The organism is Amycolatopsis sp. (assembly GCF_025464955.1).
GTDB lineage: Bacteria > Actinomycetota > Actinomycetes > Mycobacteriales > Pseudonocardiaceae > Amycolatopsis.
On the sequence record NZ_JAODNM010000155.1, the window covers coordinates 16863 to 30185 of the forward strand.

Annotated in this window: 10 protein-coding genes and 1 pseudogene; 6 read left to right on the top strand and 5 right to left on the bottom strand. The window is 68.4% G+C overall.

Annotated features, from left to right (window positions below):
• Positions 1–291 precede the first annotated feature (291 nt).
• From JWQ81_RS39460 to JWQ81_RS39470, 3 genes are read right to left on the bottom strand one after another with little or no spacing between them, the layout of a single operon-like run.
• Positions 292–2295 carry a thioredoxin domain-containing protein gene (locus JWQ81_RS39460; RefSeq protein ID WP_297549971.1) on the bottom strand — a complete coding sequence of 668 codons (2004 nt, stop codon included), beginning with the start codon at positions 2293–2295 and terminating at the stop codon, positions 292–294.
• Positions 2296–2308: 13 nt separating this feature from the next.
• A complete protein-coding gene (locus JWQ81_RS39465; protein ID WP_297549973.1) occupies positions 2309–3559 on the bottom strand; it encodes an MFS transporter in 1251 nt (416 codons plus the stop codon).
• Positions 3560–3582: 23 nt separating this feature from the next.
• A complete protein-coding gene (locus tag JWQ81_RS39470; RefSeq protein ID WP_297549975.1) occupies positions 3583–4578 on the bottom strand; it encodes a LacI family DNA-binding transcriptional regulator in 996 nt (331 codons plus the stop codon).
• 135 nt (positions 4579–4713) lie between these two features.
• Between JWQ81_RS39470 and JWQ81_RS39475 the strand changes: the two genes are divergently transcribed.
• From JWQ81_RS39475 to JWQ81_RS39485, 3 genes and pseudogenes are all read left to right on the top strand, one after another.
• On the top strand, positions 4714–6111 hold the full coding sequence (locus tag JWQ81_RS39475) for a 3' terminal RNA ribose 2'-O-methyltransferase Hen1 (RefSeq protein ID WP_297549977.1): 1398 nt from the start codon (positions 4714–4716) through the stop codon (positions 6109–6111).
• Positions 6108–8627, top strand: a complete 2520-nt coding sequence (locus JWQ81_RS39480) for a polynucleotide kinase-phosphatase (protein ID WP_297549979.1) — start codon at positions 6108–6110, stop codon at positions 8625–8627. The genes JWQ81_RS39475 and JWQ81_RS39480 overlap by 4 nt, the downstream gene beginning before the upstream one ends.
• Positions 8628–8716: 89 nt before the next feature.
• Positions 8717–9508: pseudogene (locus JWQ81_RS39485) on the top strand (DUF3626 domain-containing protein).
• A 74-nt stretch (positions 9509–9582) separates the two neighbouring features.
• Here the strand turns inward: JWQ81_RS39485 and JWQ81_RS39490 are convergent.
• A complete protein-coding gene (locus JWQ81_RS39490; protein WP_297549981.1) occupies positions 9583–9900 on the bottom strand; it encodes a hypothetical protein in 318 nt (105 codons plus the stop codon).
• Positions 9897–10811, bottom strand: a complete 915-nt coding sequence (mca, locus tag JWQ81_RS39495) for a mycothiol conjugate amidase Mca (protein ID WP_297549983.1) — start codon at positions 10809–10811, stop codon at positions 9897–9899. Before mca ends, JWQ81_RS39490 begins: the two co-directional genes overlap by 4 nt.
• A gap of 146 nt (positions 10812–10957) precedes the next feature.
• Here mca and JWQ81_RS39500 point away from each other — a divergent pair, with 146 nt between their 5' ends.
• From JWQ81_RS39500 to JWQ81_RS39510, 3 genes are all read left to right on the top strand, one after another.
• Positions 10958–11395 carry a DUF4307 domain-containing protein gene (locus JWQ81_RS39500; RefSeq protein ID WP_297549985.1) on the top strand — a complete coding sequence of 146 codons (438 nt, stop codon included), beginning with the start codon at positions 10958–10960 and terminating at the stop codon, positions 11393–11395.
• A gap of 199 nt (positions 11396–11594) precedes the next feature.
• Positions 11595–12092 carry a transcription elongation factor GreA gene (greA, locus tag JWQ81_RS39505; protein ID WP_297549987.1) on the top strand — a complete coding sequence of 166 codons (498 nt, stop codon included), beginning with the start codon at positions 11595–11597 and terminating at the stop codon, positions 12090–12092.
• Between the two features lie 85 nt (positions 12093–12177).
• Entirely contained in the window at positions 12178–12984 is an 807-nt protein-coding gene (locus tag JWQ81_RS39510; protein ID WP_297549989.1) for an MBL fold metallo-hydrolase, read from the top strand.
• Positions 12985–13323 lie beyond the last annotated feature (339 nt).

The window sequence follows — 13323 nt, forward strand, 5'->3', positions numbered from 1 at the left end:
CGAACGCTACGCCGAAATCCCGCCAGTCCACCCCTCGTTCGCCCCCAGCAGAACCCGCACTTTTGTACTTTTGTGCCAGGCGTGGTCGGCTGGTGGTGAAGGTGGGACTCGTCGGCCTGACACCGGCTTTCGCCGTACACCGACACGACCCGGCCGGCCTTCGCACCTGCCAGGGACTCCCCGCCCGCCCCGGTCCGTGCTGCGGTAAAACGCAGCCAGTCCACATCAACCAGCACCCACGGATAGAGCAGGAGGGCACTTTTGTACAAGAGCGCCCGGGTGGAGGTGGGGTCAGAGCAGGGCGGTGACGGAGTCGGGGGTGGTGACGGGGCTGTCGCAGACATAGCCGTGGCAGACGTAGGCGGCCGCGGCGTCGCCGACCAGTGGACGGTCGGCCAGGAGCGGCACGCCCGAGGCGCCCGGGGTACCACCGAGCACGATGCCGCCGCCATGGATCCCCCGCGCCGCGGCCGTGACCAGCTCAACGCGTGCGTCGGTGTCCGCGCCGACGACGGCGACCTGCACCGGACCGGCCTGCAACGCCTCGGCGACGGTCAGCCAGTGCCCGGCGAAGCGTGGCGCCTGGCCCGCGAGCGCGCCGGCTCGGCTCAGCGCCTGCTCGGCCGCCTCGCGGTAACGCGACGCCTTGTCCGCACCGGCCAGCGCCGACGCTGTGAGCAGTGCCCCCGCCAGCGCGGAAGCCCCCGACGGGCTCGCGTTGTCGGTCGGATCGGACGGCCGCTGGACGAGTGTTTCCGCGTCGTCGGCGGTGTCGTAGTAAGCACCCGGCGAATCCGGCATGGCGAACCGCTCCAACGCGACGTCGAGCAGTTGGACGGCGACGTCGAGCCACCGCGGCTCCGCGGTCGCCTGGTGAAGTGACAGCAGACCGTCAGCCAGGCATGCGTAGTCCTCCAGCACCCCGGCCGCGTCGCCGATGACGCCGCTACGCGAACTACGCCGCAGCCGCCCGTCGACGATGTGGTTGTCCACAATGAACTCCGCCGCGAGCCCGGCCACGAAAACCCAGTGCGGCCGGTCCAATGCGACGCCCGCTTCAGCGAGCGCAGTGATGGCCAGCCCGTTCCAGGCCGCGATCACCTTCTCGTCCCGAGCGGGTTGGGGCCTGTCCTCACGCACGGCGAGCAGCGCGTTGCGGATGCGCTCGAAGCGCTCCTCGTCATCGGGATCCCGCAGCCGCCGCAAAGTCGACGCGCCGTCCTCGAAGTTCCCTTCGGCGGTCACCCCGAAGAACTCCGCCGCCCAGGTGCCGTCCTCCTCGCCGAGGACCTCGACGAGCTGCGCCGGTGTCCAGACATACGTCAGGCCTTCGACGCCGTCAGTGTCCGCGTCGAGGGACGCGATGATGCCGCCTTCGGCGGAGTTGATGTGCCCGAGCAGGAACCCGCCGATCTGATCGGTCACCCGCAGCGCCAGCTTCGAGCCGGTCCGGCGCGCGAGGTGCGCGTACATCCGCATGAGCAAAGCGTTGTCGTACAACATCTTCTCGAAATGCGGCACGATCCATTCGGCGTCGACCGAGTACCGCGAGAAGCCGCCGGCGAGTTGGTCGTTGATGCCGCCGCGCGCCATCGCTTCGGCCGTCAGTTCCACAACGGACAGTGACTTTTCCGAACCCGTGCGCTCGTAGTGGCGCAACAGGAACTCGAGCACCATGGACGGCGGGAACTTCGGCGCCCCACCGAATCCGCCGTTCAGCGGGTCGACGTCCGCGGCAATTTTCGCCGCCGCGATGTCCAGCACCTCAGCGTCCACAACGGACTGTGTGAGCGGGCCGCTGCGCGCGGTCAGGTGCGCGATGATCTGCGACGCACCCTCGCGCAGCTCGTCCGGACGCGACGTCCACGCCTCCGAGATCGCGACCAGGAGCTGCGGGAACGACGGCATCCCCTGACGCGGCTTCGGTGGATAATAGGTACCGCAGTGGAACGGCTCCCCCTGCGGCGTCAGGAAGCACGTCATCGGCCAGCCGCCGCTGCCGTTCATCGCCTGCGTCGCGGCCATGTACACCGCGTCGATGTCCGGCCGCTCCTCGCGGTCCACCTTGATGTTGACGAAGTTCGCGTTCATCAGCGACGCCGTACCGACGTCCTCGAAGGACTCGTGCGCCATCACGTGGCACCAGTGGCAGGCCGCGTACCCGACGGACAGCAGGATCGGGACGTTACGCCGCTTGGCCTCGGACAGTGCGTCTTCGCCCCACTGCCACCAGTCGACCGGGTTGTCGGCATGCTGCAGCAGGTACGGACTGGTCGCGGACGCGAGTCGATTCACGCAAACCAGCCTCTCATACCTCCCGATCGAAGGACCGTGAGCGGCTCATCCAGACCAGGCCGACGACCGCGAGACAGCCGAGTACGGCTGGGATGAAGAACGCGTGTGGCAGTCCGATAGCGGCTGATCCGAGTCCTCCGGCGACTCCGCCCAACGCGGAGGCCAGAGCGGTGGAGCTGAGGAAGATCGCGGACGCGGTGGCGACGGCAGTGGGCAGGAGTCGCTGAGCCACGATGATGCCGAGGGCGGCAAACACCCCCCATACGCCACCCATGAGGACTTGGCCGGCGAACAAGCCGGTCGCGGTGCCGGTGGTGGCGAAGCAGATGTTGGCGGCGACGCCCAGGGCCGCGCCGACGGCCATCAGCCGCGTCATCCCGATTCTGCGGGCCACGACCACGGCGAGGGGCATCAGGAAGATCTCGACGAGGGGTTGGATGCCGATGATCGCGCCGCTGAGTCCGGAGTGGAAGCCGAGTTGCTTGTTCATGTAGATGGGCAGGTAGGCGTACTTGATCGGCTCCCCGGCGTAGACCAGGACATAGAGCGCCGTGAAGGCGAACAGCGGCAGCATTGTGCGCATCCCGGGACGTCGAGCACGTGATTGCGACGTGTGTTCGGCCGCGGCCGGCGTGCGAAGGGTGCCGAGCGGGATGATCTGCACCAGCACGCAGGTCGCCGTGGCCAGGAACATGATGCGCGGCGAAGTCTGGGCTGCCAGGAACGACCCGGCGGCCGGACCGATCACCCAGCCACCGGTCAGTGCCATCCGTACGACGGCGACGACTCCGTCGTTGCTCGCGCTCGGGTGCGCGCTCGTCTGGTCGTGGATCGCGGCGAAGAGCTGCGAAGTGGCGGCGCCGGCGAAGCCGAGCACGACGGCGCTGATGACGTAAGGCATCCAGAGCCGTGTCGACAGCCCGATGGCCGCCCAGCCGAGGAACCCGACGACCGCGCAGAGGCGGAAGAGGCCAAGGCGCCCACCGATGCGGTCCGAGCGTGCTCCGACGAGGTAGCCGGCCACCGGTGCCGTCAGGCTGGTGAGATAGAACAGCCCGGCCGCGGTCAGCGAGCCCCCTAGGTCGTTCACCAGGAACGACGCGATCTGCGGAGCGGCCGCCGAGGACCCCAGACCGGACAGGAACAGGGCGACGGTGGCGCCGCGATACAGCGGAGACGCGAGAACGAGTCGCAGCGCAGATGTGCGCTCCACCGGCGAGCCCGCCGCCGATCCCGTGACCTGGTCCTGCTTGTTCACGGGCATCGCAGTCGTTCTCCTGATTGTCTTCACCCCTGGGTGCTCTGCCGGACGACGAGCTCGACCGGGAAGTGCCGCCGATGGCCGGCTATCGGCTTGCCGTCCAGCAGGAGCCGGGTGGCGGCCGCGGCCATCTCCTCGACGGGCAGCCGCATCGTGGTCAGCGGCGGATTGGTGCACACGGCGGCGATGCTGTCGTCGAAGCCGATGATGCTGACGTCTTCGGGAACGCGTCTGCCGGTGGCGGTGATGGCCTGGACGGCTCCGGCCGCCATCAGGTCGCAGGCGACGAACATCGCGTCGATACCGGGGTCCTGTTCGAGCAGTCGCAGCGCGGCGGCGTGACCGCCTTCGCGGTGGAAATCGCCATCGGCGCCGACCGCGGTCAGGCCCAGGTCTTCGAGGGCGCGCAGGTACCCGAGACGCCGGTCGATCGCGCAGGAGTTGTCGGCGGGACCGTGGATGGCGGCGATTCGACGGCGGCCGAGCCGGTGCAGTTCGTTGACCGCGGCGTACGCACCACCGGTGTTGTCGGCTTCCATGCCCGGCACGGACGCGGCCGTGGGCACCATCGACACGACTCGGCGGCACCGTCGGTAGAGCCGGGTCGCCAGCGTCGGGGTGGCGTCGGCGAGCACCACTCCGAGCGTCGCGTTCGCCGCGATCTCCTCGATGGCGTCGGCAGCGGTCTCGCGGTTTACCGGGTGCAACCGCAGTTGTGCGTCAACGCCTTCGAGTACGGGCATCATGCCGGCCAGGACCCGGCTGAAGTACGGATGAGTGCCGAGCCAGCCAGCCCCGGCGCCGGAGGTCATCGCGATGACGTCGACGGCACGCCGTCGACCGGAAGCCAGCGCTCGGGCTGTCTCGTTGGGCTGGTAGCCCAACTCGGCGACGACGGCGTGAACCCGGGCGCGCATGGGATCCGAAGCGCCTGGGGCGTTGTTGACGACCCGGGAAGCCGTCGCCCGGGACACCCCGGCCGCACGCGCGACGTCATTGATCGTGGGCCTGAACCCGCTCATCGGTATCTGCACTCTCCACCGCCATGCGTTCGAGTCGTCAGAGCAGTCCGGACCCTAGGCCCGAGAGCGCTCTCACCAGAAGCGACCTCGGGAAAACCAGGCGTGCGCGGCGCCGGCGTGGGGCACACTGACGCGGTGCTGCTGACGATCACGACCACTCATCACCCCGCCACCGACCTGGGCTTCCTGCTATTCAAGCACCCCCAGAAGGCGCAGTCCTTCGAGCTGTCCACCGGGACCGCGCACGTGTTCTACCCGCAGGCGGACGAGCATGAGTGCACGGCGGCGCTGCTGGTCGAGATCGACCCGATCGCGCTGGTGCGCGGCTACGGCACCACGCTGACGCAGTACGTCAACGACCGGCCATACGCCGCGGGCTCGATGCTGGCGGTCGCGCTGAGGACGGTCTTCCGCAGCGCGATGACCGGCCGCTGCGACGCGCACCCCGAGCTGGCCGCGCAGGCGATCCCGCTGCGCATCCACGTCCCGTCGCTCTGCGCGCGCGGTGGCGACGAGATCGTGCGCCGCCTGTTCGAGCCGCTGGGTTGGCAGGTCGAGACGACGCCGGTGCCGCTGGATCCAGAGTTCGACGACTGGGGCGATTCGCGCTATGTCGACTTGCGCCTCGAAGGCACGCTGCGACTGGCGGACGCGCTGAACCAGCTGTACATCCTGCTGCCGGCACTCGACGGCGACAAGCACTACTGGGTCGGTCAGGACGAGGCCGACAAGCTGCTGACGTCCGGTGACGGCTGGCTGGCGGACCACCCGGACCGCGCGCTGATCGCGCAGCGCTACCTCGAACACCGCAAGGCCTACGTGACCTACGCCCTGGACCGGCTCGCCGAGCTCGACGACGTCCAGCCCGAGGAAGAAGCGCTGGTCACCGAAGACCCCGAGGTCACCGAGCGCCCGGAATCGCTGGCCGTGCAGCGGCAAGGAAGTGTGCTTGCGGCTCTTCGCGCGGCCGGCGCCCAGCGGGTGCTCGACCTCGGCTGCGGGTCGGGCGCTTTGCTGCGCCTGCTGATGGCGGATCCGGCGTTCACCGAGATCCTCGGCGTCGACGTCTCCACGCGAGCGCTGGGCATCGCCGCGCGGCGGCTCAAGCTCGACAGCCTGCCGCCACACGTTTCCAAGCGCATCCACGTCCGCCAGTCCGCGCTCACCTACGCGGACCCGTCGCTGGCCGGGTACGACGCCGCGGTGCTGATGGAGGTTATCGAGCACGTCGACGAAGAACGCCTGCCCGCGCTGGAAAACGCGGTGTTCACCGTCGCCAGGCCGCGGACGGTGGTCGTCACCACGCCGAACTCCGAGTACAACGTGCGCTTCGAAACCCTGGCGGCGGACACCTTCCGGCACACCGATCACCGGTTCGAATGGACGCGCGCGCAGTTCGGCGACTGGACGTCCGGGGTGGCCGAACGCAACGGCTACACCGTCCGGCACCTGCCGGTCGGCCCGGAAGACGCCGAAGTCGGCCCGCCGACCCAGCTCGCCGTTTTCACCACCCGAGAGGAGGTTTCCCGATGAAACTCACCATCCCCGAAATGTCGCTCGTCGCGCTCGTCGGCGTTTCCGGCTCCGGCAAGTCGACGTTCGCCCGTACGCACTTCGCCCCGACGCAGGTGTTGTCCAGCGATGCGTTCCGCGGCATGGTCTCCGACGACGAGAACGACCAGTCGGCCACCGCCGAGGCCTTCGACGCCCTCCACTACGTCGCCGGGAAACGACTCGCCGCCGGCCGGCTCACCGTCGTCGACGCGACCAACGTGCAGCGGACGTCGCGTGCCGGGATCATCCGGCTGGCCAAGGAACACGACGTGCTGCCGACCGCGATCGTGCTCGACCTGCCCGAACGCCTTTGCCTGGCCCGCAACGAAAACCGGCCGGACCGCGACTTCGGCCCGCACGTGGTCCGGCGTCAGCGCGGCGACCTGCACCGATCGCTGAAGTCGTTGCAGAAAGAGGGTTTCCGGCGGATCCACGTCCTGCGCACCGAACAGGAGGTGGCCGAAGCCGAAATCGTAGTCGAGCCGCTGCTGAACAACCGACGCGAGCTCACCGGACCGTTCGACGTCATCGGCGACGTCCACGGCTGCCGTGAAGAGCTCGAGGAACTGCTCGTCGCGCTGGGCTATCACCTGTCCGGGGACGGTACGGGCGCGCACCACCCGGAGGGACGGACCGCGCTGTTCGTCGGTGACCTCGTCGACCGCGGACCCGACACTCCGGGCGTACTCCGGCTGGTCATGGGCATGGCCGAGGCCGGCGACGCGATGGTCGTCTGTGGCAACCACGAACAGAAGCTGCTGCGCGCGCTGCGGGGCAAAAAAGTCCAGGTCACCCATGGCCTTGCGGAGTCGCTCGAACAACTGGCCGCGCAGGGCGAGGAGTTCCGCGCGCGGGTCGAGGCGTTCTGCGACGGCCTGATCGCCCACTACGTACTGGACGGCGGCAAGCTCGTGGTCGCCCACGCGGGTCTGCCTCAGCGCTATCAGGGCCGCGCGTCGGGCCGAGTGCGCAGCGTCGCACTGTACGGCGATACCACCGGCGAGACCGATGAGTACGGTCTGCCGGTCCGCTATCCGTGGGCGAACGACTATCGCGGTTCGACGACCGTCCTCTATGGACATACACCGATGCCGGACGTCGAATGGATCAACGGAACCCTGTGCCTGGACACGGGATGCGTGTTCGGCGGCAAGTTGACCGCGTTGCGCTATCCCGAACGCGAAGTCGTCGACGTGCCGGCGAAGAAGGTCTGGTACGAGCCCACGAAACCGCTGCGGCCGGCTGTCCAGGTCCGCAAGCCCGCCGTGCTCGAACTGGCCGACGTCACCGGCAAGCGGGTCATCCAGACGCGGTTCAGCGGCCGCATAGGAGTTTCCGCGGAGCAGTCCGCCGCCGCGCTCGAGGTGATGAGCCGGTTCGCGATGGACCCGCGCTGGCTGCTGTACCTGCCGCCGACGATGGCGCCCAGCGCCACCTCACAGCTCGACGGCTATCTGGAGCACCCGGAACAGGCGTTCGCGGAGTACCGCGCGGCGGGCGTCCAGACGGTCGTGTGCGAGGAGAAGCACATGGGTTCGCGGGCGGTCGTGCTCGTCTGCAAGGACGACACGGTCGCGCCGAAGCGGTTCGGCGTCGACGGTCCCGGCGCGGTCTACACCCGCACCGGGCGGCCGTTCTTCGATCAGGCGCGGAACAACGAGCTGGTCAGGCGCGTCCGCACGGCGGCGACGTCGGCCGGGCTCTGGGCGGAACTCGACTCGGAGTGGCTGCTGTTCGACACCGAGCTGGTGCCGTGGAGCGCGAAGGCGGGGATGCTCATCGCCGACCAGTACGCGTCCGTCGGCGCGGCGGCCGAAGCGATGCTGCCCGCCGCTGTCGACTCGCTGAGCGCGGCGGAAGCCCGCGGGATCGACGCCGCCGCGCTGCTGGACCGGACCCGGCAGCGGACGTCTTCGGTGGCTGCCTACCGGGCGGCGTACCGGCGGTACTGCTGGCCGACGGACGGGCTCGACGGCGTCCAGCTGGCGCCGTTCCAGCTGCTGGCGTCCGAGCGGGCTTCGCAGCATGAGCGTCCGCACGCCTGGCACCTGGCGATCGCCGGACGACTCGCCGACGCCGACCCGGTGCTGATCAAGCTCACCGCGACCAGGACCGTCGACACGACCGACGCCGACGAAGTGGCCGCGGCGACGCAGTGGTGGGTGGACATGACCGGCGAAGGCGGCGAGGGCATGGTCGTCAAGCCGGCCGCGAACCTCACCAAGGGCGCGCGCGGGCTGGTGCAGCCGGGCGTCAAGGTGCGCGGCCGTGAGTACCTGCGGATCATCTACGGGCCCGACTACACCACCGAGGAGAACCTCACCCGGCTGCGAACCCGGAACCTGAACCGCAAGCGCGGGCTGGCGATCCGGGAGTACGCGCTCGGCCTCGAATCCCTGCAGCGCGCCGCCGAAGGCGAACCGCTGTGGCGGGTGCACGAGTGCGTGTTCGCCGTGCTCGCGATGGAGTCCGAGCCGGTCGACCCGCGGCTGTGACGGCGGGTCCACGGCTCCGCCCACAGGAGCGGGCGGTTGCCCATGTCACGTCACTGGCGGCCGGAGAACCGGCGGATCCTTCGTTGCGGGTGACGCTGCACTTTCACCCCGATCGGCTCGTGGCCGGAGTGCCGATCCTGGAGCTCATGGCCCGCGACTGCGTGTACCGGTCCCAGTTCGAGACCAGGACCAGCAACGGCGGACTGACCACGCACCCGGGCGGCGGCCGCTGGCGGTGGGAGAGCCGAATCTTCGCCGGCGCCTATGACGACGGGCCGCCGTCAGACCGGCCCTAGTACGGATCGCTGAACTTCCGCCGCAGGCTCGTCGGCGGCTCTCCGCGATTCGGCTCGGCGTACCTGCGTCTGGCCGTGCCTACGCTGGCCCGGACCACGTTCTGCTATCCGGACAGCGTGTTCGAGCCTCAACACTTCGGGATACGGTCGAACCTGTCGACCCTGATCGAGCTGGCGGAGGCGGACGACAAGGACCCGCTTGACGACTACATCGAGGCCCAGGTGCACGGCGTGATCGACTTCGCCCGGGATGTCGAAGCTCTGGTCCTCGACCCCTGCTATCGCGGTACTCCGATAGAGACCGCGGCCGGACAGCTGGCCTGCCCGGTCCACTGGCACGGCGGCTTCACCTTGACCACTGCCGAACTACGCCGGCATCCCCAGTACCGAGGTCCCGAGTTCGTGGACCTCGGCGCATCTCTTGCCCGTAGCGGCTGTCTCGATCCGCGCATCATTGGCGACGCATCTCGCATCGGCCGGTACCACGAACAAGCACTCAAACGGGTCTGGCACTACCTGGCCAGATTCGGGAACCCCGAGATGCGGACAGACGTCGGGTCCCTGGACCCCTCAAGGCCATCCTGATGGCGACCCTCGCAGTGCGTTCAACACCAATGCGGCGGCCGCCACCAGGACCCTCGGGTCTTTTTACGACGTCGCTACTTGGCGGGCTTCGCCGAAGGTGCGGCCGCGGAAGACTCGGCCTTCGCCGCGGCGGCCTCGGCCTCGAGGGCAGCGGCCTCGTCGGTGTCGAAGCTCCCCGGGACGCGCTTGAGGTGCTTCGTCATCGAGCGGACCAGGAAGCCCACCACGACGAGGAACACGATCAGCAACAGGAAGCCGACCGGGGACGACTTTCCGAAGTCCTCGCCTTGGCCGCCGTTGTCGGTGTTGTTGCCACCAGTCGGCTGCTGAGCCAGGAACAACGCCGTCGCGGTCACCGGGACGACCGCGAACGCCGGCAAGACGAAACTCATGTGCCCACCTTTTCCCTGATGCCCGCGAACAGATCGTCCTCCGGGAGCGTGCTGTCCACAAGTGAGCGGACCAGCTCGTACTCCTCGGTGGGCCATGCCGCTCGCTGGACGTCGCGGGGCACCACGAACCAGCGGCTGGTCGGGTCGATCTGGGTGGCATGAGCCTTGAGGGCCTCGTCACGCACGTCGAAGTAGTCGGCGCACTCGACCTGGGTGGTGACCCGCTCCATCACATCCGGCCGGTCCGCCGGCCAGTTCTGGAGCCACTCCTTGTACGGCGACTCGATCCCCAGCTTGGTCAGCGCCTCGTCGAAGGCGAGCATCTTGGCCCGCGAGAAGCCGTGGCTGTAATACAGCTTCAGCGGCTGCCATGCGTCGCCCGTGTCGGGGAACTTGTCCGGCTCCGGCGCCGCATCGAACGCGGCCATCGACACCTCGTGAGTGCGGATGTGGTCCGGGTGCGGGTACCCGCCGTTCTCGTCATAGGTGATCAGCACGTGCGGCCGGAACTCCCGGATGATCCGCACCAGCTTCTCCACCGGCTCGTCGAGCGGCACCACCGCGAACGAGCCCTCCGGGACCGGCGGCAGCGGGTCGCCCTCGGGCAGGCCGGAGTCGATGAACCCCAGCCAGCGGTGGCTCACGCCGAGAATCTTCGCCGCGGTGGCCATCTCCTCGCGGCGGATTTCGGCCATGTTCTCGATCACTTCCGGGCGGTCCATCGCCGGGTTCAGCACGCTGCCGGCTTCGCCGCCGGTGCAGGTCACGACCATGACCTCGTGCCCCTCGGCGACATATTTGGCCATGGTGGCCGCACCCTTGCTCGACTCGTCGTCAGGGTGGGCGTGCACCGCCATCAAACGTAGTCGCGGCCTGGTGTCGGATTCGTTCAGATCGTCAGCTCCCACCATGCCCCAAACGACCCTTTCTGTTTCGGTATTCCGGACCCGGCTCATCGCCTCGGCGGCTCCACGCGGATACTCGGAGAGTCGGCCCAGGTGTCCTTCGGCATCCATTGTCCCCACCGGTACGACAAGACTGATCGGGAGGCCCAGGTTTGAGCACCGAACCCCTCACCAGGGCGCTGCCCGAGGGCCGCTACGGCGCGGAGCACCAGGCCGGGCCGAAGCCTCGGTGGCGCCGCCGGGCGTACCTCGCGATAGCGCTGGTCGTGAGCTTCGGTATCGCCTGGATCGCGTACGTCAACCTGGGTGCGGCCCCGATCGACGCCGAGCGGATCGCGTTCACCGAGACCGGACCGGACACGGTGCAGATCACCATCGCCGTCACCAGGGACCAGCCGGACCGCTTCGGCGACTGCATCGTGACCGCTCGCGATATCTCGGGTGCGGAGAGCGGCCGAAAAGAGATTCTCGTCCCACCTGGCGGCGAGAGCATGAAAATGAGTACCGTCATCCGAAGTATCGGCAAGCCGGTCACGGCAGACGTCTTCGGCTGCTCGTACGACGTACCACGGTACCTGTCAAGCCCATAGCGGCCAACGGGGTGAAACGCGCGCTCAGCGCCTCTCGGGAGGCGAATTGGGCGGCGTCGCATGGTCGCGTCGTGTTACTCTGATCTACCGGCACGGCCCATGACGGGCCGTGTTTTTCCTTTTATCTCAGCCGCGCTGGCAATCCATGCCCGTGCGGCGGCCGGCTTGAGTACCCAAGCCTGGCAGGCCCGACGAGGAGATGGTGACCGTGAGCGACACACAGGTGACCTGGCTGACCCAGGATGCCTACGACAGGCTCAAGCACGAACTCGACGAGAAGATCGAGAATCGCGCGGTCATTGCCACGAGGATCAACGACAGCCGTGAAGAGGGCGACCTCAAGGAAAACGGTGGCTACCACGCGGCCCGCGAAGAGCAGGGTCAGCAGGAAGCCCGGATCAGGCACTTGCAGGAGCTGCTTCGCTCGGCCAAGGTCGGCGAAGCGCCCAAGAACGATGGACTTGCCGAGCCGGGCAAGATCCTGACCGTGCGTTACGACGGTGACGACCAGGACGAGAAGTTCCTGCTCGCGACCCGCGAGGAGGGCGCCGAGGGCGGCCTCGACGTGTACTCGCCGGACTCGCCGCTCGGCAAGGCGCTGCTCGGCGCCAAGGAGGGCGAGGCCCGCTCGTACACGCTGCCCAACGGCAACAGCCAGAAGGTCACGCTCGTGAAGGCGGTTCCGTACGCGGTGTGACGCCGCCCGCCCGAGCCACCCTGTTCGTCCGACGGATTGAGGCCTTTCGCCGACGCGAAGGGCCTCGATCTGTTGTCATGGGCGCATGAGTAGCGAACCGATGTGTGTCGCCTGCGGCATGCAGTACAGCGAACCGCGACCGGACTGCCCGGTCTGTCTCGACGAACGGCAGTACGTCCCCGCGGCGGGCCAGACCTGGACGGATCTGACGACGCTCCGGGCGTCCGGCACCTACACCGGCAAGATCGCCGAAGAGGGCGCCGGCGTCGTCGGCGTCGGCAGCGAACCCGGCGTTTCGATCGGCCAGCGCGCGTTGCTGGTCAAGGCGGAATCGGGCAACTTCCTCTGGGACTGCGCTGCCTACCTCGACGACGCCCTGGTGGCGCGGGTCACCGAGCTCGGCGGCATCACCGGCATCGCGATCAGCCACCCGCACTACTACACGACCATGGTCGAGTGGGCTCACGCGTTCGACGTGCCGATCCACCTGCACGAGAACGATCGGCAGTGGATCGGGCGGCCGGACCCGTCGATCAAGCTGTGGAGCGGCACGAAGCTCGAACTCGCGCCCGATCTCACGCTGATCAACCTGGGCGTGCACTTCGACGGCGGCACCGTGCTGCACTGGTCGGACGGCGAAGGCGGCAAGGGCGCGCTGTTCAGCGGCGACATCGTGCAGGTCATCCCGGACCGGACGCACGTCGGTTTCATGTACAGCTACCCGAACCTGATCCCCGAGCGCCCGAGCATCGTCCGGCGCGCCGTCGAACTGCTCGAGCCGTACGCGTTCGACGCGATCTACGGCGCCTGGTGGAACGCTGTCGTCCGGGCCGACGGCCACGCCATCGTCCAGCGCTCCGCCGCGCGCTACCTCTCCCAAGTCGCCGACTGACCGCCCGCTCCGAACACACCCAGCAGGGCATTCTTGTACAAAAGTGGCTCTTCGGTCGTATGTGTGGGTGCTGGTTGCTGTGGACTGGCTGCGTTTTACCGCAGCAAGAGCCGGGTCGTGTCGGTGTCCGGAGCTGGGTGTGGGACTCGCCGGTCTGAGTGTGGGACTCGCCCTCGCTGAATGTGGGACTCGCACAGCGCGTCGGCGAGTCCCACACTCCGGCCCGGCGAGTCCCACGTTCACGCCGACGAGTCCCACAGTCACCACCAGCCGACCACACCCGCTGACCTCAAGAACCTCACCAGCCACACCGACACCACTGAGGCGTCGCGGACCCAC

What these genes read in the sequence shown, in the direction of transcription:
- mca (WP_297549983.1), bottom strand. Translation starts at nt 10,811, where the DNA reads ATGGTGGGAGCTGACGATCTGAACGAATCCGACACCAGGCCGCGACTA.
- JWQ81_RS39510 (WP_297549989.1), top strand. Translation starts at nt 12,178, where the DNA reads ATGAGTAGCGAACCGATGTGTGTCGCCTGCGGCATGCAGTACAGCGAA.
- JWQ81_RS39480 (WP_297549979.1), top strand. Translation starts at nt 6,108, where the DNA reads ATGAAACTCACCATCCCCGAAATGTCGCTCGTCGCGCTCGTCGGCGTT.
- greA (WP_297549987.1), top strand. Translation starts at nt 11,595, where the DNA reads ATGGTGACCGTGAGCGACACACAGGTGACCTGGCTGACCCAGGATGCC.
- JWQ81_RS39465 (WP_297549973.1), bottom strand. Translation starts at nt 3,559, where the DNA reads ATGCCCGTGAACAAGCAGGACCAGGTCACGGGATCGGCGGCGGGCTCG.
- JWQ81_RS39490 (WP_297549981.1), bottom strand. Translation starts at nt 9,900, where the DNA reads ATGAGTTTCGTCTTGCCGGCGTTCGCGGTCGTCCCGGTGACCGCGACG.
- JWQ81_RS39470 (WP_297549975.1), bottom strand. Translation starts at nt 4,578, where the DNA reads ATGAGCGGGTTCAGGCCCACGATCAATGACGTCGCGCGTGCGGCCGGG.